At 62.3% G+C, this 23,996-nt stretch carries 21 protein-coding genes; 10 read left to right on the top strand and 11 right to left on the bottom strand.

The window, feature by feature from the left end; all coding sequences use genetic code 11:
• The 8 genes from AB4Z13_RS20575 to AB4Z13_RS20540 all read right to left on the bottom strand — a co-directional run.
• Window positions 1–158, bottom strand: a 158-nt coding sequence (locus tag AB4Z13_RS20575; RefSeq protein ID WP_442206658.1) for a tetrahydrofolate dehydrogenase/cyclohydrolase catalytic domain-containing protein, incomplete at its 3' end; no start/stop codon positions are given.
• Window positions 159–161: 3 nt separating this feature from the next.
• Window positions 162–1,046: a formyltetrahydrofolate deformylase gene (gene purU / locus AB4Z13_RS20570; RefSeq protein ID WP_439018215.1), complete on the bottom strand. Its 885-nt coding sequence runs from the start codon at window positions 1,044–1,046 to the stop codon at window positions 162–164.
• 102 nt (window positions 1,047–1,148) lie between these two features.
• Entirely contained in the window at window positions 1,149–2,456 is a 1,308-nt protein-coding gene (gene glnT / locus AB4Z13_RS20565; protein ID WP_113325125.1) for a type III glutamate--ammonia ligase, read from the bottom strand.
• Window positions 2,457–2,536: 80 nt separating this feature from the next.
• Window positions 2,537–3,865, bottom strand: a complete 1,329-nt coding sequence (locus AB4Z13_RS20560; protein ID WP_037098381.1) for an FMN-binding glutamate synthase family protein — start codon at window positions 3,863–3,865, stop codon at window positions 2,537–2,539.
• Between the two features lie 18 nt (window positions 3,866–3,883).
• Window positions 3,884–4,570 carry a protein GlxC gene (locus tag AB4Z13_RS20555; protein WP_439018216.1) on the bottom strand — a complete coding sequence of 229 codons (687 nt, stop codon included), beginning with the start codon at window positions 4,568–4,570 and terminating at the stop codon, window positions 3,884–3,886.
• A gap of 54 nt (window positions 4,571–4,624) precedes the next feature.
• Complete coding sequence (locus tag AB4Z13_RS20550) at window positions 4,625–5,521, bottom strand: class II glutamine amidotransferase (RefSeq protein WP_439018217.1); 897 nt, start codon at window positions 5,519–5,521, stop codon at window positions 4,625–4,627.
• A 90-nt stretch (window positions 5,522–5,611) separates the two neighbouring features.
• Window positions 5,612–6,295 (bottom strand): helix-turn-helix domain-containing protein, encoded by a 684-nt coding sequence (locus AB4Z13_RS20545; protein ID WP_025668617.1) that lies wholly within the window; start codon window positions 6,293–6,295, stop codon window positions 5,612–5,614.
• Between the two features lie 72 nt (window positions 6,296–6,367).
• Window positions 6,368–7,327: a GlxA family transcriptional regulator gene (locus AB4Z13_RS20540; protein ID WP_439018218.1), complete on the bottom strand. Its 960-nt coding sequence runs from the start codon at window positions 7,325–7,327 to the stop codon at window positions 6,368–6,370.
• An 88-nt stretch (window positions 7,328–7,415) separates the two neighbouring features.
• On the opposite strand from AB4Z13_RS20540, the gene AB4Z13_RS20535 reads away from it, so the two are divergent.
• Genes AB4Z13_RS20535 through AB4Z13_RS20520 form a run of 4 tightly spaced genes read left to right on the top strand, consistent with a single transcriptional unit; the run spans window position 7,416 to window position 12,401 of the window.
• Complete coding sequence (locus tag AB4Z13_RS20535) at window positions 7,416–8,666, top strand: sarcosine oxidase subunit beta family protein (protein ID WP_113325129.1); 1,251 nt, start codon at window positions 7,416–7,418, stop codon at window positions 8,664–8,666.
• A 12-nt stretch (window positions 8,667–8,678) separates the two neighbouring features.
• Window positions 8,679–8,957, top strand: a complete 279-nt coding sequence (locus tag AB4Z13_RS20530; protein WP_439018219.1) for a sarcosine oxidase subunit delta — start codon at window positions 8,679–8,681, stop codon at window positions 8,955–8,957.
• Window positions 8,954–11,887 (top strand): sarcosine oxidase subunit alpha family protein, encoded by a 2,934-nt coding sequence (locus tag AB4Z13_RS20525; protein ID WP_439018220.1) that lies wholly within the window; start codon window positions 8,954–8,956, stop codon window positions 11,885–11,887. The genes AB4Z13_RS20530 and AB4Z13_RS20525 overlap by 4 nt, the downstream gene beginning before the upstream one ends.
• Window positions 11,880–12,401 (top strand): sarcosine oxidase subunit gamma, encoded by a 522-nt coding sequence (locus AB4Z13_RS20520; RefSeq protein WP_310381816.1) that lies wholly within the window; start codon window positions 11,880–11,882, stop codon window positions 12,399–12,401. Before AB4Z13_RS20525 ends, AB4Z13_RS20520 begins: the two co-directional genes overlap by 8 nt.
• A gap of 54 nt (window positions 12,402–12,455) precedes the next feature.
• Here AB4Z13_RS20520 and AB4Z13_RS20515 read toward each other — a convergent pair whose 3' ends face one another.
• Both AB4Z13_RS20515 and AB4Z13_RS20510 read right to left on the bottom strand, forming a co-directional pair.
• Window positions 12,456–14,498 (bottom strand): oxidoreductase, encoded by a 2,043-nt coding sequence (locus AB4Z13_RS20515; protein ID WP_442206643.1) that lies wholly within the window; start codon window positions 14,496–14,498, stop codon window positions 12,456–12,458.
• 89 nt (window positions 14,499–14,587) lie between these two features.
• Window positions 14,588–15,493 carry a DMT family transporter gene (locus AB4Z13_RS20510; protein ID WP_439018222.1) on the bottom strand — a complete coding sequence of 302 codons (906 nt, stop codon included), beginning with the start codon at window positions 15,491–15,493 and terminating at the stop codon, window positions 14,588–14,590.
• A 114-nt stretch (window positions 15,494–15,607) separates the two neighbouring features.
• Here AB4Z13_RS20510 and AB4Z13_RS20505 point away from each other — a divergent pair, with 114 nt between their 5' ends.
• Window positions 15,608–16,483 carry a LysR family transcriptional regulator gene (locus tag AB4Z13_RS20505; protein ID WP_442206642.1) on the top strand — a complete coding sequence of 292 codons (876 nt, stop codon included), beginning with the start codon at window positions 15,608–15,610 and terminating at the stop codon, window positions 16,481–16,483.
• Here the strand turns inward: AB4Z13_RS20505 and AB4Z13_RS20500 are convergent.
• Window positions 16,458–17,507, bottom strand: coding sequence for a GlxA family transcriptional regulator (locus tag AB4Z13_RS20500; RefSeq protein WP_439018890.1), 1,050 nt, complete (start codon window positions 17,505–17,507; stop codon window positions 16,458–16,460). The genes AB4Z13_RS20505 and AB4Z13_RS20500 overlap by 26 nt on opposite strands.
• Before the next feature lie 41 nt (window positions 17,508–17,548).
• On the opposite strand from AB4Z13_RS20500, the gene AB4Z13_RS20495 reads away from it, so the two are divergent.
• Genes AB4Z13_RS20495 through AB4Z13_RS20475 form a run of 5 tightly spaced genes read left to right on the top strand, consistent with a single transcriptional unit; the run spans window position 17,549 to window position 23,967 of the window.
• On the top strand, window positions 17,549–18,451 hold the full coding sequence (locus tag AB4Z13_RS20495; protein ID WP_439018223.1) for a 3-keto-5-aminohexanoate cleavage protein: 903 nt from the start codon (window positions 17,549–17,551) through the stop codon (window positions 18,449–18,451).
• A 7-nt stretch (window positions 18,452–18,458) separates the two neighbouring features.
• Window positions 18,459–19,949, top strand: a complete 1,491-nt coding sequence (locus AB4Z13_RS20490) for a carnitine 3-dehydrogenase (protein ID WP_439018224.1) — start codon at window positions 18,459–18,461, stop codon at window positions 19,947–19,949.
• Window positions 19,950–19,959: 10 nt separating this feature from the next.
• Complete coding sequence (locus tag AB4Z13_RS20485; protein ID WP_439018891.1) at window positions 19,960–21,120, top strand: acyl-CoA dehydrogenase family protein; 1,161 nt, start codon at window positions 19,960–19,962, stop codon at window positions 21,118–21,120.
• Between the two features lie 3 nt (window positions 21,121–21,123).
• Window positions 21,124–23,178 carry an acetate--CoA ligase family protein gene (locus AB4Z13_RS20480; RefSeq protein WP_442206641.1) on the top strand — a complete coding sequence of 685 codons (2,055 nt, stop codon included), beginning with the start codon at window positions 21,124–21,126 and terminating at the stop codon, window positions 23,176–23,178.
• A gap of 6 nt (window positions 23,179–23,184) precedes the next feature.
• Entirely contained in the window at window positions 23,185–23,967 is a 783-nt protein-coding gene (locus AB4Z13_RS20475; RefSeq protein WP_442206640.1) for a carnitinyl-CoA dehydratase, read from the top strand.
• Window positions 23,968–23,996 lie beyond the last annotated feature (29 nt).

The raw sequence follows: 23,996 nt of genomic DNA, 5'->3' as shown, positions 1-23,996 counted from the left end.
TTGGAACTGACATAGGTGTGGCTCGCCGGATCATCGCCGACAATGACGACGGCAAGGCCCGTCTGGACGCCCTTGGCGGCTTCAAGCGCAGCATTTGCCGATTTAACGGTTTCGATTACGGAAGCGGCAACCTGCTTGCCGTCGATTACCTTGACCATGGCTCAGCCCATGCGCTCGGAGGCATAGCTGCCGGGGCTTGCCGGGAAGACGACGGTACGGTTGCCATTGATGAAGGTACGGTGGTGGATATGGGCGTGGATGGCGCGCGCCAGCACCTGGCTTTCGACATCGCGGCCGATCGAGACATAGTCTTCGGCGCTCTGCGCATGGGTTATGCGAGCAGTGTCCTGCTCGATGATCGGGCCTTCGTCGAGATCGGCCGTCACGTAATGCGCTGTCGCGCCGATCAGCTTCACGCCGCGCTCATAGGCCTGCTTGTAGGGATTGGCGCCCTTGAAGCTCGGCAGGAAGGAATGGTGGATGTTGATGATCCGGCCCGACATTTTCTGGCACATCTCGTCCGACAGGATCTGCATATAGCGGGCGAGCACGATCAATTCCGTGCCGGTCTGCTCGGCCACGTCCATGATATGCGCTTCCGCCTGCACCTTGTTGGCCTTAGTGACGGGAATATGGTGGAAGGGAATGTCGTGGTTGACGACGACCTTCTGGTAATCGAAATGATTGGAGACGACGCCGACGATATCGATCGGCAAAGCACCGATCTTCCAGCGATAGAGCAAGTCGTTGAGACAATGGCCGAAGCGGGACACCATGAGCAGCACCTTCATGCGTTTCTCGCTGTCATGGAAATCATAAGTCATGCCGAAGCGCGTGGCGATGCTGGTGAAGCCGGCGCGGATATCGGCCCCGGAGATGCCTTCCTCGGAAATGAAGGAGACGCGCATGAAGAACTGGCCGGTGTCCAGATCGTCGAATTGCGAGCTGTCGACGATATTGCAGCCCTGTTCGGCGAGATACCCCGAGATCGCCGCAACGATGCCGCGCGTCGACTTGCAGGATACTGTCAGTACGTAGCTCTTCATGCCATCTCTTCCTTCGTCACTTGACGCATAGGCCATCAGCCGGGCCGGTGCGTTGATGCTCCGGCTCGCAGGCGCATGATGTCAAAACCTCAACCGGTCGGCTCAGATATCGAGCGTGCTGTCGCGTTCCCACTGGGTGAAATGCGAGCAGAAGGCATTCCATTCCTGGTGCTTGAGCTTGAGATAGGCGGCGGAGAACTCGGTTCCGATCGCAGCCTTCAGACCCTCGTCGGCGTCATAGGCACGCAGCGCATCGAGCAGGTTCAGCGGCAGACGCGGCGCGTCCTTCACCAGATGGCCTTCCGCATACATGTCGATATTGTGATGCGGACCGGGATCTGCCTTGCTGTTCAGCCCGTCAAGACCGGCCGCAATGATGATTGCCTGCAGCAGGTAGGGGTTGACCGCACCATCAGGCAGGCGCAGCTCGAAGCGGCCGGGGCCCGGCACGCGTACCATGTGGGTGCGGTTGTTGCCGGTCCAGGTTACCGTATTCGGCGACCAGGTGGCGCCCGAGGTCGTGCGCGGCGCGTTGATGCGCTTATAGGAATTGACGGTCGGGTTGGTGATCGCGGCAAGCGCCGAAGCGTGTTTCATGATGCCGCCGAGGAAATGCCTGCCTTCCGCCGACAGGCCGAATTCGGCTGCCCTGTCGGCGAAGACGTTGACCTTGCCATCATTGTCCCAGACCGAGATATGGCAATGGCAGCCATTACCGGTCAGGCCCTTGAAGGGCTTCGGCATGAAGGTGGCGCGAAGCCCGTGCTTTTCGGCGATCGACTTGACCATGAACTTGAAGAAGGAATGCTTGTCGGCCGTCTTCAGCGCATCGTCGAATTCCCAGTTCATCTCGAACTGGCCGTTAGCATCCTCGTGGTCGTTCTGATAGGCGCCCCAGCCGAGCTCCAGCATATAGTCGCAAATCTCGGCGATGACGTCGTAGCGGCGCATGACGGCCTGCTGGTCGTAGCAGGGCTTTTCAGCAGTGTCGCGGCCATCGGAAATCTGTTCGCCGTCGGCGGTGATCAGGAAGAATTCGGCCTCGACGCCGGTCTTGACCCGCTTGCCCGCCGCTTCGGCCTTATTGACGAGCTTTTTCAGCACGTTGCGCGGCGCCTGCGCCACGACGTTGCCCTCCATCATGCAATCGGCGGCTACCCAGGCGACGTCCTTCTTCCAGGGAAGCTGGATGACGGAGGTGGCATCAGGAACGGCAAAGAGGTCGGGATGGGCGGGCGTCATGTCGAGCCAGGTGGCGAACCCGGCAAAACCCGCACCCTCTTCCTGCATGCCGGCAATCGCCTGCGCCGGCACCAGCTTGGCACGCTGGCCGGAGAAGAGGTCAGTATAGCTGATCATGAAATATTTGATGCCTTTGTCTTTCGCAAAAGCAGCAAGGTCCAGTGTCATTCTCGTTCCCCTTTGGATTTCTCAGAGACACTTTGGTTATGGATGCGAAGCGGCCGGACCTTTTGCCCGGCCGGTAGAAATCAGTAACCTCCCTTGCCCGGTATCCAGCTCGTTCCCGCGAGCGGTACCTGCGCCATCGCAGAAGCCTCGATCGTCAATGCGCAGAGGTCTTCCGGTTCCAGATTGTGGACATGATTCTTGCCGCAGGCGCGCGCGATCGTCTGCGCCTCCAGTGCCATGACCTTGAGGTAATTGGCGAGGCGGCGACCGGCGGTGATCGGATCGACGCGCTTCATCAGTTCCGGATCCTGCGTGGTGATGCCGGCCGGATCCTTGCCTTCGTGCCAGTCGTCATAGGCGGCCGCCGTCGTATGCAGCGCCTCGTATTCCGCCGCCCAGCGCGGATCATTCTCACCGATGGCGATGAGGGCGGCCGTGCCGATGGACACGGCATCAGCGCCGAGCGCCAGGGCCTTCGCCACGTCGGCGCCATTCCTGATGCCGCCCGAAACGATGAGTTGCACCTTGCGGTGCATGCCGAGATCCTGCAGCGCCTGCACGGCCGGGCGAATGCACGCGAGCGTCGGCATGCCGACATGCTCGATGAAGACTTCCTGCGTCGCCGCAGTACCGCCCTGCATGCCATCGAGCACGACGACATCGGCGCCGGCCTTCACGGCAAGGGCCGTATCGTAATAAGGGCGCGCACCGCCGACCTTCACATAAATCGGTTTTTCCCAGTTGGTGATCTCGCGCAGTTCGAGGATCTTGATCTCGAGGTCGTCAGGGCCGGTCCAGTCGGGATGACGGCTTGCCGAACGCTGATCGATACCCTTCGGCAGCGTGCGCATCTCGGCGACGCGGTCGGAGATCTTCTGACCGAGCAGCATGCCACCGCCACCGGGCTTGGCACCCTGGCCAACGACGATCTCGATCGCATCGCAGCGGCGCAGATCCCGCGGGTTCATGCCGTAGCGCGACGGCAGGTACTGGTAGACGAGCGTCTCAGAATGGCCACGCTCTTCCTCCGTCATGCCGCCATCGCCTGTTGTCGTCGAGGTGCCGGCGATCGTGGCACCACGGCCGAGCGCTTCCTTGGCCGGACCGGAGAGCGAGCCGAAGCTCATGCCGGCGATCGTGATCGGGATCTTGAGTTCTATTGGCTTTTTGGCGTAGCGCGAGCCGAGCACGACATTGGTGCCGCACTTCTCGCGGTAACCTTCGAGCGGATAGCGGGAGATCGAGGCTCCGAGGAACAAGAGATCGTCGAAATGCGGCAGCTTGCGTTTGGCGCCGCCACCGCGGATATCATAGATGCCGGTCGCCGCAGCGCGGCGGATTTCCGACATCGTGTATTCGTCGAAGGTTGCCGAAAGGCGAGGCTTTGTGGGCGGGTTATGATAGCTCATGGAGAACCTCGATAAAACTCAATAGGCGTCGGCATTGTCGACGTTGAAATTGTAGAGCTTGCGGGAAGAACCGTAGCGGCTGAACTCCTCCGGCCGCACATCGGTAATGCCTGCCTTTGCGAGCAGGGCGGAGAGAAGCTCAAGATGTTCTGCCCGCATTTCCTTCTCGATACAGTCCGCGCCGAGGCTCTCGACCTTGCCACGGACGAAGATGCGGGCCTCGTAAAGGGAATCTCCGAGCGCATCGCCGGCGTCGCCAAGCACAACGAGGTTGCCGGCCTGCGCCATGAAGGCGGACATGTGACCGATATTGCCACGCACGACGATATCGATGCCCTTCATCGAGATGCCGCAGCGCGAAGAGGCATTGCCCTCGATGACGAGCAGGCCGCCGCAGCCGGTGGCACCCGCATACTGGCTGGCGTCACCCTTGATGGTAATGCGGCCGGACATCATGTTTTCGGCGACACCGGGGCCGGCCGAGCCGTGCACGGTGATGACCGCCTCCTCGTTCATGCCACCGCAGTAATAGCCGACGCTGCCGTGGATATCGATGCTGACGGGTGCATGCACGCCGGCGGCGACGGCATGGTGGCCACGCGGATTGACGACGTCGAACTGCAGGTCGTTGTCGCCTGACGCCACGTCATGCAGGGCTTGATTGAGGTCACGAAGCGGGGTCGCCGCAAGATCGAATGTGGGCATGAAATCGTCCTGAAATGAAATCGAGCCGATGGGATGAAGGCAGAAAAGTTGCTCTCAGCGTTCCCAGAAATAGACGGTCGCGGGCTCCGGCTCCCAGACGCGCGCGGCATCGATGCCGGGCAGGTTGACGAGCGCGCGGTATTCCGAGCCGAAGGCGACGTAACGGTCGGTCTCGGCCATGACAGCAGGCTTGCAGGCGATCGCATCGCGCACGACGCCGAAGCCGGACTTGGTGCCGACGACGAAGGTGAAGAAACCGTCGAGATCGTCGACGGCACCTTCCAGCGCCTCGCCAAGATTCTTGCCCTTGGCCATTTCGGCGGTCAGGTAGGCTGCGGCAACCTCGGTGTCATTCTCGGTCTCGAAGGTCATGCCTTCGCGCTTGAGTTCGCGGCGCAGGTTGTTGTGATTGGAGAGCGAGCCGTTGTGGACGAGGCATTGGTCGGAGCCGGTGGAAAAGGGATGGGCACCGAGCGTGGTGACTGCCGATTCCGTCGCCATGCGGGTATGGCCGATGCCATGTGTTCCAGCCATGGAATTGACGGCGAAACGGGAAACGACGTCCTTCGGCAGGCCGGTTTCCTTGTATATCTCGATCGCGTCGCCGCTGCTCATAATACGGATGTCGGGGCGCAGCTCGGCGATGGCGGCACGGCCCTCTTCGAGCATGTCCTTCGGCAGGGTGACGACGGCATGGGTGCTCTTGATGTCGATTGAGACCTCCGTGCCGAGTTCCTTCTCAAGCTCGGCCTCAAGACCCGAGAAATCCTTCTTCGGCTTGGCGGACTGGACGGTGATCTTCGCGCTGTCGCCGCTGCTTGCGCCATAGATGGCAATGCCGGCGCTATCAGGCCCGCGGTCCGTCATCGTCACCAGCATGGACGACAGCATCGCGCCGAGCTCCGGCTCGAGGCTTTTATCCTTCAGGAAGAGACCCACAATTCCGCACATGACAGACCCTCCATTTCGCGTCTGCAAAATGACTATCAGGTCTGTTTTGGGTTTTCAACCTGCAGGAATATTTTTTTCTTTTAAGGCAAGTCAGTCATTCTTGCCGCGTTGCGGATAGCTGATGATGGAGAGATATCGGCTCGGCAATTTCACAAGTTTTTCCGGTCCGTGCGGCGCATCGGCATCGAAAAACAGGCTGTCGCCCGGCTGCATCGGGAAAAGCTGGTCGCCATGGCGATAGACGACCTCTCCGTCCAGCATGTAGATCAGCTCCATGCCCTCATGCTGGAAGGTCGGAAAGACATCCGAATCGGTCGTCAGCGTGATGAGGTAGGGCTCGACGATCACGCCGCTGCTGTTGTTGTCGATATGGCCGAGCAGATTATACTGATGGCCGGCGCGCGTGCCGCGGCGCTCAAGCTCGATACCCTGCCCCGCCTTGACGAAGACGGCGTTGCGCGGCTCCTCGTAACGGCGAAAAAAGGCTGTCAACGGCACGCCGAGAGCGCGCGAGAGCGATTGCAAGGTCGTCAGCGATGGCGAGATATTGCCGTTCTCGATCTTCGACAGCATGCCGAGCGAAATGCCGGTCGCGGCGGCAAGGTCGGTCACGGTAATGCCGAGCTTCTTGCGATAGGCGCGAACCTCATGGCCGATCGCCATTTCGAGATTGTTTTCCTTCGGCTCGCGCACCGCGTGCGGATTCTGGGACAGGGCCTGACGAACCGCATGGGCATGCTCCTGGCTCGACGTTTCATCCAGCTTGATCTTCATTCACAGTCCTTCGCGCACTCTCTCTGCAAGTATCCTATCGTCAGAGTGAAATCTTCTCAACCCTGAAGAAAGTCAGAGCTTGCGGCTTGAACTCGGATTGGTGCCGTAGAGGCCGCGAAAGAGGCGTGAAAAATGCGCGGCGCCGGAAAAACCTGTCGCAATGGCGATCTCGGAGATCGACAGCGGGCTCTGCTCAAGGAGCCTTCGGGCGTGCTGCAGCCTGATGCGTCTGTATTGCTCGAGGAAGGTCGTATCGAGGTGAGCGGCGAACAGACGGTCGAGATGGCGCGGCGTCACCCCGGCAATGCGAGCCATGGCTGCACGGTTGAGCGGCATCTCGATGGTTTCCTCCATCTTCTCCAGGACGCTCAGCAGACCCGGATGGTGCGCGCCGTAGCGCTCGGCAAGGGAAGCGCGCTGCGGCGCTGTCGGCTGACCGACCTCGGTATGCAAGAACCAGTCGCTGACCCGACGGGCGAAATCCGGTCCCATGCGCTCGGCGATCAGCGCATGCATCATGTCGAGCGGCGCAATGCCGCCGCCGCAGGTAATGCGGTTGCCGTCGACGACGAAACGCGCCTGGCGCGGCGACAGGTCGGGAAAGGCTTCGAGAAGCGTCGGCGCATGCTCCCAATGGATTGTAAAGTCACGGCCTGTCAGCAGCCCGGCCTCGGCCAGCAGAAAGGGGCCGCCCGAAATGCCGCCGATGCGCACGCCTTCGCGCGCGAGCTGCCGTATGCAGGAAAGCACGGCCGGATAGTGCCAGTCGCGCGGCGAACCGCCGGCGCAGACGAAGACAGTGCCGAGCCCAAAACCGCGACCGGGAAGCGGCGCGGCTGGAACTGGTACGCCACCAGAAGACAACACTACCCCGCCTTCCGGCGAAAAGCATGAGATACGGTAGATTTCCCGCCCGGCGAGCAGGTTGGCGGCGCGCAGCGGCTCGCTCGCCGAGGCATAGGACATCAGGGCAAATCCCGGCAGAAGGATGAAGCCGATGGAATGCAGGTTTTTTGCTTCGACAGACGCCATGTCCCTTTCTTATCGATAAATGTCCTAAACAGGCAAGTCACGCCTCTTCTTTCTGGCATCATGGCACCAGCTCCCACCGGATCTATCCATGCGCTATTCCGCTCTCTCCATCTTCTTAAACGGGCTTCGCGGCAACAATGGCTGGGCGCCTGCCTGGCGCCAGCCTTCGCCGAAGCCGCATTATGATGTGATCATCGTGGGCGGCGGCGGCCATGGCCTTTCGACGGCCTATTATCTCGCCAAGACGTTCGGCATCACCAATGTCGCCGTGCTGGAGAAGGGTTATCTCGGCTCCGGCAATATCGGCCGCAACACGACGATCATCCGCTCCAACTACCTGCTGCCCGGCAACAACCCCTTCTACGAGTTGTCGATGAAGCTTTGGGAAGGGCTGGAACAGGATTTCAACTTCAACGCCATGGTTTCGCAGCGCGGCGTGCTGAACCTCTTCCATTCCGATGCGCAGCGTGATGCCTATACAAGGCGCGGCAATGCCATGCGCCTGCACGGCGTTGACGCAGAGCTCCTCGATCGGGCTGCTGTCCGCAAGATGCTGCCCTTTCTCGATTTCGACAATGCCCGCTTCCCCGTCATGGGCGGCCTGCGCCAGCCGCGCGGCGGCACGGTGCGCCACGATGCGGTCGCCTGGGGCTATGCCCGCGGCGCCGACAGCCGCGGCGTCGACATCATCACCAATTGCGAGGTCACCGGCATTCGCAGCGAGAATGGCAGGGTGACAGGCGTCGAGACCACCAGGGGCTTCATCGGCTGCGGCAAGCTGGCGCTCGCTGCCGCCGGCAATTCCACCGTGGTCGCCGACATGGCGGGCTTGCGCCTGCCCATCGAGAGCCATGTGCTGCAGGCCTTCGTCACCGAGGGGCTGAAACCGTTCATCGATACCGTCGTCACCTTTGGCGCCGGCCATTTCTACGTTTCACAGTCGGACAAGGGTGGCCTCGTCTTCGGTGGCGATATTGATGGCTATAATTCCTATGCCCAGCGCGGCAATCTCGCCACTGTCGAGCACGTCGCCGAAGCCGGCGTGGCAATGATCCCGTCGCTGACGCGGGTCAGATATCTGCGCAGCTGGGGCGGCGTCATGGACATGAGCATGGACGGCTCGCCGATCATCGACCGCACCCATATCGATAATCTCTACCTGAATGCCGGCTGGTGCTATGGCGGCTTCAAGGCCACACCCGCCTCCGGCTATTGCTACGCCCACCTGATTGCCCGCAACGAGCCACACGAGACGGCGCGCGAGCTGCGTCTCGACCGTTTCCGGCGCGGCTACCAGATCGATGAAAAGGGCGTCGGCGCCCAGCCCAACCTGCATTGAGGACGTGAAGCCATGGCAAGCCTGATTTCCTGCCCTCATTGCGGCATCCGTCCCAAGGAAGAATTCACCATCCGGGGCGATGCGAGCCTGACCCGGCCGGCGGCCGATGCCGGCGCTGACACCTGGTACGACTACGTCTATCTGCGGGATAATCCGAGGGGATGGCACAAGGAGTACTGGCACCATTCCTCCGGCTGCCGGCGCTGGCTGACTGTTGAGCGCGACACCGTCACCCATGCCGTTCACACCGTCAGCGATGCCGCGCTTGCCAAGCTCGGAGGTGCGGCATGACGAGTTCGCGGCTTCCCAGCGGTGGCCGGATCGACCGATCGAGCACGCTGAACTTTACCTTCGATGGCAGACAACTGGCCGGCCATCCCGGTGATACGCTCGCCTCCGCGCTTCTTGCCAACGGCATCCAGCTCGTCGGCCGCAGCTTCAAGTATCACCGGCCGCGCGGCATCCTGACGGCGGGTGCAGCCGAGCCCAACGCGCTGGTCACGACGAGCACTGGCGGCCGCACAGAGGCCAATACGCGTGCCACGATGATCGAACTCCATGACGGGCTCATCGCCCGCAGCCAGAACCGCTGGCCCTCGCTCGGCTTCGACATTGGCGCCGTCAACGGCCTGCTGTCGCCCTTCCTGAGCGCCGGCTTCTACTACAAGACCTTCATGTGGCCGGCCGCCCTTTGGGAAAAGCTCTACGAGCCGCTGATCCGCAAGGCCGCCGGCCTCGGCAAGGCGTCCTACGAGCCCGATCCTGACTCCTACGAGAAATGCTGGGCTCACTGTGATCTGCTCGTCATCGGCGCAGGACCTGCCGGGCTCGCAGCGGCGCTGACGGCAGGACGCGCCGGCGCCCGCGTCATCCTCGCCGACGAAGATTTCGCGCTCGGCGGCAGTCTGCTCCTCGAAAACGGCACCCGGCTGCAGGACATGCTCGACGAACTCGAGGGCCTGCCGAACGTCCGTCTCCTGCCGCGCACCACCGTCGTCGGCTGGTACGACGACAATGTCTTCGGCGCCGTCGAACGTGTGCAAAAACATGTGGCGCTGCCCGATCCGCATCGGCCCGTCGAGCGCCTCTGGCGCATCATCGCCAAACAGGCAATCCTCGCCTCGGGCGCTGAAGAGCGTCCGCTCGTCTTCGGCGGTAACGATATTCCAGGCGTGATGGTGGCCGGTGCTATGCACAGCTATCTCAGCCGCCAGGCGGTGACGCCCGGCGCCCGCACCGTGATCTTCACCAGCAATGCCTCCGGCTATCGCGCGGCGGCCGCCCTCGAAGCCGAAGGTGTCGATGTCGCCGCCATCGTCGACAGCCGCGATGCGGCCGGCAGTGCCTGGTCCGGGCGCGCCCGTGTGCTGAACGGCAGCCGCGTGCGCGACGCGCATGGCGGCCAACGCCTGCGCCATGTCACGATCGAGACCGCTTCGGCAGTGCAGCGCATCGAGGTGGATGCGCTTGCCATGTCCGGCGGCTGGAGCCCGATCATCCATCTTGCCTGCCATCGGGGCGCCAAGCCGGTCTGGTCCGAGGAAAGGGCAGCCTTCCTGGCGCCGGAACGCCAGCAGGGACTGTCGATTGCCGGCTCTGCGGCCGGGCTCGGCGCGACGGGCGCCTGCCTCGGCGATGGCGCGGCGAAGGCCGTTGAGGCACTGAGGGCGATCGGCTTCGTCAACGTTGAGCCCGCCTTCGCGCCCGTCGAGGAAACCGAGGCGGCCTCGAAGCCGCTTTGGTCCGTCAAGGGCGGAAAGGGCAAGGCCTTCGTTGATTATCAGAACGACGTACACCTCAAAGATCTCGGCCTTGCCGTTCGCGAGGGATATGGGCATGTCGAGCTTGCCAAACGCTATACGACAAGCGGCATGGCGACCGACCAGGGCAAGCTTTCCAATATCAATGCGATCGGCATCCTGGCCGAGGCCCGCGGCGTGTCGCCTGCCGAAGTCGGCACCACCACATTCCGTCCCTTCTATACGCCCGTCTCCTTCGGCGCGCTGACGGGTGGCTCGCGCGGCCGTCATTTCCAGCCGGTGCGCAGATCACCGCTACATGGCTGGGCCAAGAAGAATGGCGCCGTCTTCGTCGAGACCGGGCTCTGGTACCGCTCCTCCTGGTTTCCACGTGCGGGTGAGACGAGTTGGCGTGAGAGCGTCGACCGCGAGGTGCTGAACATCCGGCAGAATGCCGGCATTTGCGACGTCTCCACCCTCGGCAAGATCGAGGTCTTCGGCAGGGATGCCGCTGCCTTCCTCGACCGCGTCTATTGCAACGGCTTTGCCAAGCTACTGGTCGGCCGGGCGCGCTATGGCATCATGCTGCGCGAGGACGGCATGATCTACGACGACGGCACGACGAGCCGCTTTGCCGAGGACCATTTCTTCATGACGACGACGACGGCGCTCGCCGCCGGCGTGCTGACCCATCTCGAATTCTGCGCCCAGACGCTCTGGCCGGAACTTGATGTCCGTTTTGCCTCCTCGACCGACCAATGGGCGCAGATGGCGGTCGCCGGCCCGAAATCGCGCGCTATCCTTTCCGAGATCGTCGACGCGGATATTTCCGATGCCGCCTTCCCCTTCATGAGCGCGCGCGTGGTCTCCCTCTTCGGCGGCTCGCTTGAGGGCCGGCTCTTCCGGATCTCCTTCTCCGGCGAACTCGCCTATGAACTCGCCGTGCCGGCCGGCTACGGCGAATGGGTCGCCGACCGGATCATGCAGGCGGGTGAAAAGCACGGCATCTGCCCCTACGGTGCCGAGGCACTCGGGGTCATGCGCATAGAGAAGGGCCATGTCACCCATGCCGAGATCAACGGAACGGTTACGCCAGGCGATCTCGGCTTCGCCCGCATGGTTTCGGCCACCAAGCCCGACTTCATCGGCAAGGCGATGCTCGCCCGCGAAGGTTTGCAGGCCGAGGACCGCCCTCGCCTCGTCGGCGTCAAGCCGCTCGATCCGGCGACGAGCTTCCGCACCGGTTCCCATATCCTTGCCAAGCATGCCGCAGCGACCCTTGAAAACGACCAGGGCTATGTGACCTCGAGCGCCTTCTCACCGAGTCTTGGCCATACGATCGGCCTTGCGCTCGTCAAGCGTGGGCCTGAGCGCATGGGCGAAAAGGTCGTGGTCTGGAATGGCCTGAGAAACGAATTCACCGAGGCGGTGCTCTGCAGTCCCGTCTTCATCGATCCCGACAACGAGAAGCTCCATGCCTGAACGTCCCGAACACAAGCCGGCCCTCGCCGGCAAGGCGACAGTTGAAGCCTCCGGCATCCGGCTGGAGCCGCTGCCGGAAGGCCATCTCCTGCATGTCATGGCCGCAATTGATGGCGATAGCCTCGCCGACGCGCTCTCTGCCGCTGGACTGGCAACGAGCGCTGCGCGAGTGGCCGGTTATCAGCAATGGTATATAACAGGCGAGGAAAGCCTGCCGCCCTCGCGTATCACGCTCCTTGCCGATCATTTAAGAGGCAGAGGCTTCGTCTGCGATCAGAGCCATGGCCGCATCCGCATCGCTCTTTCCGGTCCCCGCGCTGCGGACCTGCTCACTCGGGGAACGGCAGTCGACATCGATCCCACCGCTTTCCCCGTCGGCCAATCGGCCGTCACGCTTTTCGGACATGTCTCCGTCCAGCTGACCCGGACGCAGGCGACGCGCTTCGAACTCACGGTGCTGCGCAGCTTTGCCGAGGATCTCTACGAGATGCTCGAACACGCCGCGGCGGCCTGAGCGCGGGCCCTGAGGTCACATAGACACACAAAAGCCAGGCCCACGGTCAAGAGCTCAAAACAACGAACAGAACCTCAGCGCATCATAGACGGCGGCATGGATGTTGCGGCTGGAAACCGCGTCGCCGATCCGCACGAGGTCGAAACGCCCCTCGCTATTGCGCAGCGGCAGCGGTGGCTGACGATTGATCAGGGCGGAATAGTCCACCGCACCAAGATTTCGCGAAAGCGGCTTCAGCTCAAGATAGGGCCCGTCATTGGCAAGCGTGCCATGTTCGACGACGACCTGGGAGACGCGCCGCTCCCACTGTGCGCCGTCTGCAAAATCCGACCCGAGTACGGCGACAAGGGCATTGCCGTCGCGCCGGACGGATTTGAGCCGCGTGTTGATGGTCACCTTGACGTTCCGTTCTGCGAAGGTACGGGCATAGGGCACGTGGTTCATGCCCCCCATATCGGGCGCGAAAAAGCGTTCGGGCGACACAAGCTCGAGCTCCGCGCCGCTTCTGGCAATCACCTCAGCCGCCGACATGCCCGGATGTGCGCCATTGTCATCGAAGAGCAATACTGTGTCGGCGATCCTGACACCGCCGGCGAGGATTTCCCAGGAAGATGTCACAAGCTCATCGCCTGCATCGAGTTCTGGCTGCTGTGCGATGCCACCGGTCGCAATGACAACGAGATCGGGTTCAAGAGCAATGACGTCGCTTGCCTCTGCGTAGACATCATAATGCATGCGAACACCCAGCCGCTCCAGTTCCGCCAGCCGCCAGTCGATGATACCAATCATCTCCTTGCGCCGGGGATTGCGGATGAGCAGATTGACCTGTCCGCCGGCCTTTCCGGTCGCTTCCAGAACATCCACCTCATGGCCACGCTCGGCAAGCACGCGGGCGGCCTCGAGACCGGCCGGTCCGGCACCGACCACGACCGCCTTGCGGCGGATCTCCGCCTTGGGGATCTCATGCGGGATCTGTCCTTCACGACCGGTCGCGGCATTGTGGATACAGAGTGCCTCGCCGCCTTCGTAGATACGGTCGAGACAATAGGTGGCGCCGACACAGGGCCGGATGCGAGCCTCCTCACCGCTCTCGATCTTGCGCACGATATGGGGATCGGCAATATGGGCGCGCGTCATGCCGACCATGTCGAGCTTTCCCTCGGCGATCGCATGACGGGCTGTTGCCACGTCACCGATGCGCGCAGCATGAAAGACGGGGAACTTTGTTATCGCCTTCACTTCGCCGGCAAAATCGAGATGCGGGGCAGACGCCATGCCCTGGATCGGAATGACCTCGTTGAGCGCGACATCGCTGTCGATATGACCGCGAATGATGTTGAGAAAATCGATATCGCCGGATCGCGCGAATCGTGAAGCGATCTCTATGCCTTCCTCGCGTGGCAGTCCTTTCTCCCAGTCCTCGTCGGCGACAAGGCGCATGCCGACGATGAAATCCGGCCCAACCGCCTCGCGAACTGCCCGCGTGACCATGACCGAAAAACGCATGCGATTGTCGAGCGAACCGCCGAATTCGTCCTCGCGCCGATTGGTCGCCGGCGACCAGAAGCCATCCAGCAGATGGCCGTAGGCCTCGATCTCGATACCGTCGAGGCCGGCTTCCTGCATGCGCTGCGCCGCCGTGGCATAATCGGCGACGATGCGTTCGATGTCCCAGTCTTCGGCCTCTTTCGGGAAGGCCCGGTGCGCCGGCTCACGGATCGGCGAGGCTGATAGCACAGGCAACCAGTCGCCCCTGTTCCAGCCCGTGCGGCGGCCAAGATGCGTGAGCTGGATCATGACCGCTGCACCGAACTCATGACAGTCGTCTGCAAGCTTCTTCAGCCAGGGCACGATCTCGTCGCGATAGGCATGGAGATTGCCGAAGGATGGCGGAGAGTCAGGCGAGACGACCGCCGATCCCGCCGTCATGGTGAGTGCAATACCGCCTCTCGCCTTTTCCCTGTGATAGAGCCGGTAGCGATCCGTCGGCATGCCGTTTTCCGAATAGGCCGGCTCGTGAGCGGTCGACATGACGCGGTTTTTCAGCGTCAGGTGCTTGAGTTGGAAAGGCTGCAGCAGGGGATCTCTAGAGGTCATATCCGCTCTCGTCGCTTGGGTGGGAGTGGCAATCGAACCGCTATTCTGGCCGATGCCGCAACGAATGACGATCCGGCCGACGCCGCATTCTAGCCGGCATGCGCCCGCCGGCTGCGGCTAAGGTCGATTGCGGTGTGCCAGAGCACGGCTCCAAGGATGACGGCACCCCCAAAGAAGGTGGCAATCGGCGGCTGTTCGGAAAACATGAGCCAGACCCAGAACGGGGTCAATACAATCTCCATTGTTCCGATCAGTGCGGCTTCGGCCGGCGGCATTCGCCTCGCCCCAGCCAGGAAAAGCACGAGCGCCAGCGAAAAATTGGTCGCGCCGAAGGCTGCCAGCACGATCCAGTTGTGAAGATCGAGCGAGCCGACCGAGCCGAAAGGGGCGAAAATGATAAGCGTCAGGAAGGCGCTGACAACGGTCGGCGGCAGGCTCGGCACCTCGGGATTGATGCGCGGAATGATGATGACGAGTGCGAAGGAAACCGTCATGCCGAGCGCCAGCAGGTCGCCGAGCCCGGTCCCGCCGCCGATCGACGAGGCAACGATGACCACAACACCCAGAAGAGAAATGCCCCCGGCAATCAGCGTGCGCCTGGCGACCCCCTCTTTCAGGATGATCCATCCGAACAGGGCGGCGATGAAGGGTGCGGTCGAATAGATCATCGTCACATTCGCGACGCTGGTCATATAGAGCGCCCCGATGAAGCAGCCCTGACTGACGGTCTGGCAGACAATCATAGCCAGACCGGATGGATGCAGGACCGAACGCCATTGCTTTCGCGAAATCCCGCCTTCGAGGAACAGGCAGGGGATCAGCAGGAACAGCCCGCCGAACAGCGAGCGCCAGGCAATGGCCGTCCAGACGTCTGTCGTCAGGAGCCGCGAGTAGACCCCGCTGGCGCTCCAGGCAAGCGTCGCCCCGATGACGAGAAGGACACCCTTCTCGTGCTCGCCGGCACCCAGGTGCCTGGCCGGATGTTCAATCGTCACGCAGGTTATTCTCGAAGGAGGAAAAGTCGAACGCACCTCCTTTTTGCACCCGCAATTGACATCAGACAAACGAATAGTAGAGATGGATGTCATCGATTTTTTCTATGGCTGTCCATGCGCGAGCCCATCGAGAGTGATCTTCTCCGAACCTTCCTCGTCGTCGTCGAGACCACCAATTTTTCGGCGGCCGCACAGCGCGTCGGCAGAACACAGTCTGCGATCAGTGCTGCGATCAAGAAGCTGGAAGACACGATCGGCGAAGCACTGTTCGAACGCGGCGCCCGAGGGGTGGTGCTGACACGTCAGGGCGTCCAGCTCGTCCCCTATGCCCGCCGTGTCATCGATCTCCTGAGCGAGGCGGCGGCGACGATCCGGAGCAAACCGCTCGGCGGACCGGTTCGCATCGGCATTCCCGAGGAATATAGCCAGACGGTGCTGCCTGCCGCGCTTGCGGCCTTCGCCGTGCGTCATCCGGCTGTCGAGGTCACGATCTCCTGCGATTATACTGTCCGCAACATCGCCGCCCTGGAACGCGACGAGCTCGATCTCGCCGTCGTCTTCGACTGGAGCGATCAGATGAGTGGCGAGGTGCTCTGCATCGACCCGACCGTCTGGGTGACCTCGATCGTCCACCGGCTGCACGACATCGACCCGCTGCCGATCGCCACCTATAGAGACTCGAGCTGGTGTCGCGATTTTGCATTGAAGTCCCTACACCAGCTCGGGCGCAACTACCGGGTCGCTTTCATTGCCGATACCAGCTCCGGACTGAAGAACGCTGTGACTGCCGGTCTTGCCGTCACCACGCTGTCGCGCAGCAACATCCCACCCGGTTGCCGGGAACTGACGACCGAGGACGGCTTCCTGCCGGTTGATTCCTCCAGGGTCGTTCTTCGTCGCAACACATTCCGGTCGAGCGAAGCGGTTCGCGAGCTTGCCGAGATGGTGCGCGACGCCTTCCAGCCTATGGCCGGGCCTCCGATGGCCTGACCGTATGCCGCAGCCGTCGCCGCGTTTCCGAGGGACTTTCGGAATAGCTTGCCCGATAGCTTCGCGCGAAGGCGGAGGCAGAATTGAAGCCGGTTGCGGCTGCAATATCGGCAAGGGATGCCGTCGTCTCGATCACCTTGCGCCGCGCCGCATTCAATCTCAGGGCAAGATAATGGATATGGGGCGGCGCACCGATCGAGGCCTGGAAGAGATCTTGCAGGTGCCGGGCGCTGATCCCGACCCTGCGGGCAAGACGCGCCAGCACGATCGGCTGCTCGATATTGTCCTCCATCAGCCGCACGGCGTGGGCCACCCGCGGATCATCCATGCGCAAGCCCGCCGACAGCGCCTCGTCGGCATGAAAGGATGGCTGCTCGTAGCGGAACAGCCGACTGACCTCGAGCGCCAGCGAATAGCTCTGACGCCGCCGGATGACCTCCAGCATCAGGTCCACGGTCGGCAGCGAGCCTGATGTGGTCAGCCGCTTGCCGTCGATGACGAACCGGTCCTTGACGACCGACACCTGCGGATAGGCGAGCGCGAAATCCTCGTAGTCCTCCCAATGGACGGTCGCCGACAAGCCGTCGAGCAGGCAGGCTTCCGCAAGCAGCCAAGTACCGGATTCGATGCCGGCGATCATGGTCCGGTGGCGTGCCGCCTGCGATAGCTGCATCTTCAGGCCAGCAGTCGCGCTTTGCCGCCAGTTGTAGCTCGCCAGCACGAAGAGCGGCGTATCCGATGCCGTGGTCTGGAACGTTCCCTGTGTCGGTATGGCAATGTGGCTGGTTGTCGGCACCGCTTCTCCATCAGGCGTGAAGATGCGCCAGCGGTAGAGCTCGCTGCCGGAAATGCGGTTTGCCCCGCGCAGCGGTTCGATGACGGAAGCGATAAGGATCAGGTTGGTGTCCGGCAGGACGAGAAGATCGATGTCGAGCCGTTCCGTCGATCGCTCCAGCACAGTCCCCTCCCTAGTGTTCCGATAATGTATCGATCGATTCCGAAAATGCAAAGCATCCTCTCCCATCCTGGCGCGTAATACCCTCAAGACGAGGGAGAACAACAAACATGCCTCTTGCGATGAACCGCGATGTTTTCGTCACCTGCGCCGTCACCGGTGCCGGCGATACGGTTTCGAAATCCAGCCACGTTCCCATTACTCCCAAGCAGATCGCGGATTCCGCGATCGACGCCGCCAAGGCTGGGGCGGCAGTCGTTCACTGCCATGTCCGCGATCCGGAAACCGGTGCCGCGAGCCGCCGCAACGACCTCTACAGGGAGGTCACCGACCGCATCCGTTCGGCAGACGTCGATGTGGTGCTGAACCTGACGGCCGGTATGGGTGGAGACCTGATTTTCGGCGACGTCGAAAGCCCCCTTCCCTTAAAGGCGAAGGGGACGGACATGGCAGGCGCAACCGAGCGCGTCAGCCATATTGCCGAATGCCTTCCCGAAATCTGCACGCTCGACTGCGGCACGATGAACTTCAATCTCGGCGACTACGTCATGACCAACACGCCCGCCATGCTGCGGGCAATGGCCAAGAAAATGACCGATCTCGGCGTGCGCCCCGAGATCGAAGCCTTCGACACCGGCCATCTGTGGTTTGCAAAGCAGCTCGCCGAAGAGGGCCTGATCGAGGATCCGGTGCTGATCCAGCTCTGCATGGGCATTCCGTGGGGTGCCCCCGACGACCTCAACACCTTCATGGCAATGGTCAACAACGTGCCCGATAGCTGGACCTTCTCGGCCTTTTCGATCGGTCGCAACGCCATGGCCTATCCGGCTGCCGCGGTTTTGGCGGGCGGCAATGTTCGCGTTGGCCTGGAGGATAATCTCTATATCGGCAAGGGCGCTCTCGCCACCAATGCGCAACTTGTCGAAAAGGCGGTGCAGGTGGTCGAAGGCATGGGCGCGCGGATCATCGGTCCTGAGGACGTCCGCAAGAAACTGAAACTGACGAAGCGCTGAGGACGAAATGACAGGGATTACCAAAGCGGCCTGTATCGGCGGCGGCGTCATCGGCGGCGGATGGATTGCACGTTTTCTGCTTGCCGGCATTGATGTCAGCGTCTTCGATCCGCATCCGGAAGCAAGCCGCATCGTCGGCGAGGTCCTTGCCAATGCGGAAAAGGCCTATGGGATGCTGACCGGCGCCCCGCTGCCGCCGCGAGGTCGGCTCACCTTCGAAAAGTCCCTGCAAGAGGCCGTCTCCGGTGCCGACTGGATCCAGGAAAGCGTGCCGGAACGGCTCGATTTGAAGCGCCGCGTCTTGAGCGAGATCGACGCTGCCGCACGCCCGGATGCCCTGATCGGCTCGTCTACCTCCGGCTTGCTGCCGAGCGACCTGCAGCGTGACATGAAGCATCCCGAGCGTCTCTTCGTCGCCCATCCCTATAATCCCGTCTACCTGCTGCCGCTGGTGGAGATTGTCGGTGGCGAGAAGACCTCGAAAGCCACCATCGAGGCAGCGATGGAGTGTCTGGTCCCGATCGGCATGAAGGGCGTCCATATCGCCAAGGAGATCGAGGCCTTCGTCGGCGATCGGCTGCTCGAGGCGCTCTGGCGCGAGGCGCTCTGGCTTATCCATGACGATATCTGCACCGTCGAAACGCTCGACGACGTCATCCGCTATTCCTTCGGTCTGCGCTGGGCGCAGATGGGCTTGTTCCAGACCTATCGCATCGCCGGCGGCGAGGCCGGCATGCGCCATTTCCTGGCCCAGTTCGGGCCATGCCTTGCCTGGCCCTGGACGAAGCTAACCGACGTCGTCGATCTCGACGACGCGCTGATCGAGAAGATCGGAAAACAATCCGACGAACAGGCTGCCGGCCTTTCAATCCGCGCATTGGAGCGCATCCGCGACGAAAACCTCGTCGGCATCCTGCAGGCGCTGAAGGCCGGAAACGACGGCAAGGGCTGGGGTGCCGGCGAATTGCTGAAGGATTTCGAACGTGCCCTCTGGGCAGCAGGCGGCGGGAAAACCGCTGCTGTCGATCCCACAGAACCCCTGAAGCTCGTCGAGACGAAGGTGAGCCCCGCCTGGGTCGACTATAATGGCCATATGACGGAGCATCGCTATCTGCAGGTCTTTGGCGACACCTCCGACGCGCTCTTGCGCCTGATCGGGGTCGATCTTGCCTATGTCGAGGCCGGGCAGAGCTACTATACGGTCGAGACCCATATCCGCCATCTCGGCGAGGCAAAGCTCGGGCAGGCCATCCATTCGACATGCCAGATCCTCGCAGTCGATGAGAAGCGACTGCATCTCTTCCACACGATCTGCGACACCGAGAGCGGCGCCGTGCTCGCCACTGCCGAGCAGATGCTGCTGCATGTCGATACCGAGGCCGGCAAGGCGACGCTGGCGCCAGCCGCCGTGCTCGACAAGGCGAATGCTATTGCCGCGGCTCACTCAAAGCTGCCTCTCCCGGAAGGGGCCGGCCGCCATGTCGGCCAGAAACGATAAGGAGATCGTCATGGATTTCGGCCTCAGCGAAGAACAGGAAATGATCGTCGAGACGGTCCGCGGCTTCGTCGAAACCGAAATCTATCCGCATGAAAACGAGGTTGAGCGCACCGGCATCGTCCCGCCAGATCTCGCGGTTGAGATCCGACGCAAATGCATCGACCTCGGTTTCTACGCCTGCAATTTCCCCGAAGAGGCCGGCGGCGCCGGCCTCGACCATGTCACCTTCACGCTGGTCGAGCGCGAACTTGGCCGCGGCTCCATGGCGCTAACAGTCTTTTTCGGCCGTCCCTCCGGCATCCTGATGGCCTGCGAGGGCGAGCAGCGCGAACGTTATTTGCTTCCTGCCGTCCGCGGAGAAAAGATCGACGCGCTGGCGATCACCGAACCGGACGCCGGTTCTGACATGCGCGGCATGAAATGCACCGCTCGCAGCAACGGTGGCGATTTCGTGCTCAATGGCACCAAGCATTTCATTTCGCATGCCGATGCCGCCGATTTCATCATCGTCTTTGCCGCAACCGGCGAGGAGGAAACGCCAAAGGGCCTCAAGAAGAAGATCACCGCATTTCTGGTCGATCGCGGCACGCCGGGCTTCGAAATTCTCAAAGGCTATGATTCTGTCTCCCACCGCGGCTATCACAATTGCACCCTGAGCTTTGCTGACTGCCGTATTCCGCAGTCCCAGGTGCTCGGCGAACTGCATCGCGGTTTCGAGCTTGCCAACCAATGGCTTTACGGCACGCGGCTGACGGTCGCCGCCACCTGCGTCGGCCGGGCGCGGCGCGTCTTCGACATGGCTTTGTCCTATGCCGCCGAGCGCAAGCAGTTCGGCAGACCGATCGGCGCCAACCAGGGTGTCTCCTTCAAGCTTGCCGACATGATCACGGAGATCGACGCAGCCGACTGGCTGACACTTTCGGCGGCATGGCGACTGGATGCCGGCCTATCCTCCGATCGCGAAATCGCTTCGGCCAAGCTCTACGCCTCTGAAATGCTTTCGCGCGTCACGGATGAGGCGATCCAGATCTATGGCGGCATGGGCCTGATGGATGACCTGCCGCTCGCCCGCTTCTGGCGTGATGCGCGCGTCGAGCGCATCTGGGACGGCACGTCGGAGATCCAGCGCCATATCATCAGCCGCGATCTCCTGCGGCCTCTGGGAGCGTAGCCGATGACGTCCCGCCCGCTCGATCGCCTGTTCAGACCACAAACGATCGCCGTCTTCGGCGGCCGTGAGGCGCGCCGGGTGATCGAACAGTGCGACCGGATGGGGTTTGCGGGTGAGATCTGGCCGGTTCATCCGACGCTCGATGAGGTCCTCGGACGGAGGTGTTACAGAAACGTTTCCGAACTGCCCTCTCCGCCAGACGCGGCCTTCGTCGGCGTCAACAGGTCATTGACCATCGAGATCGTCCGTAGCCTGTCGGCAGCTGGCGGCGGCGGCGCGGTCTGTTATGCCTCAGGCTTCAGCGAGGCCGTGGCGGAACTTGCCGATGGCGCCGACCTGCAACAGGCGCTGATTGCCGCTGCAGGCGACATGCCGATCCTAGGGCCGAACTGCTACGGCTTCATCAACGGCCTCGACGGCGCTCTGCTCTGGCCCGACCAGCACGGCATGATGCGCGTCGAACGCGGCGTGGCGATCCTGACCCAATCGTCGAATATAGCGCTCAACCTGACCATGCAGACGCGCGGTCTGCCGATCGCCTATGTCGTGACATCAGGCAACCAGGCGCAAACTTCGCTGTCCGACGTCGCCTGCGGCCTGCTTTCCGACCCGCGCGTGACGGCGCTTGGCCTGCATGTCGAAGGCTTTGGAGAGCCGGCCGCGCTCGAACGCCTCGCCGCCACTGCCCGCCTGACGAAAAAGCCTGTTGTCGTGCTGAAAGTCGGCAGGTCCGAACAGGCAAGACAGGCAACGCTTTCCCATACCGCATCGCTTGCCGGTGGCGATGCTCTGGCCGATGCGGTGCTTGCCCGCCTCGGCCTCGGCCGCGTCGAAACGCTGCCAGCGCTGCTTGAAACGCTGAAGCTCCTGCATGTCGCCGGCCCGCTGCCAGACCCTTCGATCTCCTCGATGAGCTGTTCAGGCGGCGAGGCCTCGTTGATGGCGGATGCAGCAGTCGGGCGCGCCGTCACGTTCCGGGAACTCGAACCAAGGCAATTGCCGCGTCTGAGGCGCATCCTCGGCGACATGGTGACGCTCTCCAATCCGCTCGACTACCACACGTTCGTGTGGGGCGATCTCGCGCGCCAGACAGAGGCTTTCACTGCCATGTTCGAGGGCGGCTACGCCCTTAATCTCGTCGTACTCGATTTTCCCCGCACCGACCGGTGCAGCACAGCCGACTGGGTGACGACGGCGGATGCCGTCATTGCCGCTGCCTCTGCGACAGGCGCGCTTGCCGGGGTCCTGGCGACCCTGCCCGAGACCATGCCGGAGGCCGTCGCCAGCCGCCTGATCGCCGAAGGCGTCGTTCCCTTCTGCGGCATTGATGAAACCCTGATTGCCGCGGAAGTCGCAGCCGGCATCGGCCATGCCTGGCGCAAACCGCCTCCCCTGCCGCTTCTCAATATGCCGTCCGTTGAAGGCGCCGTCGAAACGCTGACGGAGGCCGATGCCAAGATGGAACTCAACCTCGCCGGCCTTCGGATACCCAAAGGCCTGATTGCGAGTACGCCCCTTCAGGCGGCAGATTGTGCTGAGCGGATCGGCTTTCCCGTCGTCCTGAAAGCGCTCGGCGTCGCACACAAGACCGAAGCAGGAGCGGTCGTACTCAACCTGAAGGATGCAAGGGCCGTATCGGATGCCGCATCAAAGATGGCTGTGACAAGCGGTTTTCTGGTCGAGCAGATGATCGACCGTCCCGTCGCCGAGCTGATTGTCGGCGCCTCCCGCGACCCGGTTTTCGGATTGTCGCTGACGCTTGGCGCCGGCGGGATTTTCGTCGAATTGCTGGAGGATTCCGTCATTCTGCCACTGCCAACGACGAGATCGGATATTTCAGAAGCCATTTCACGCCTGAAGATCGCAAAATTGATTGAAGGATATCGTGGAGGCCCGAAGGGCGACCTCGAAGCGACCGTGACGGCTGTCGCACGGGCGGCAGATTATGTCGTAATGAATGCGGCACGGCTGGAGGAACTCGACATTAATCCATTGATGGTTCTTCCCGAAAGTCGCGGCGTTGCCGCAGTCGATGCCCTGATCCGGCGAAGGAGGTAGCATAGGTTGAGCGACCCCATTCGCACCCGACAGGTTGGCGCAGTGCTGGAAGTCATCATCGACCGGCCGAAGGCAAATGCCATCGACCTTGCGACCAGCCGCGCCATGGGATTGGTATTCCGTGATTTCCGCGATGACCCCTTGCTCCGCGTGGCGATCGTCTCCGGCACGGGCGAGAAATTCTTCTGTGCCGGATGGGACCTGAAGGCTGCCGCAGCAGGCGACGCGGTCGACGGCGACTATGGTGTCGGCGGTTTCGGCGGGCTGCAAGAACTGCGCGATCTCAACAAGCCGGTCATCTGTGCCGTCAACGGCATCTGTTGCGGCGGCGGGCTGGAGATCGCGCTCTCCGCCGACCTGATCCTCGCAGCCGAACATGCTACCTTCGCCCTTCCGGAAATCCGCTCCGGCACGGTTGCCGATGCCGCCTCGGTGAAGCTACCGAAGCGCATCCCCTATCATATCGCCATGGACATGCTTTTGACCGGCCGCTGGCTTGACGTCCAGGAGGCGCATCGCTGGGGGTTTGTCAACGAGATCCTGCCAGCGGACAAGCTGATGGAGCGGGCCTGGGATCTCGCCCGCCGGCTCGAAAGCGGACCGCCGCTCGTCTACGCGGCAATCAAGGAAATCGTCCGTGAATCGGAGGGTTCGACCTTCCAGACTGCCATGAACAAAATCACCAAACGGCAGTTTGCGACGGTCGACCGACTTTATTCGAGCGAGGACCAATTGGAAGGCGCCCGGGCTTTCGCCGAGAAACGAAGCCCTAACTGGAAAGGACGGTAACAAGGCGGCGGCAACCGCATCATCTTCCC

Source organism: Rhizobium sp. YAF28, assembly GCF_052113285.1.
Classification (GTDB): domain Bacteria; phylum Pseudomonadota; class Alphaproteobacteria; order Rhizobiales; family Rhizobiaceae; genus Rhizobium.
This window is presented reverse-complemented; position numbering and strand designations above follow the sequence as displayed.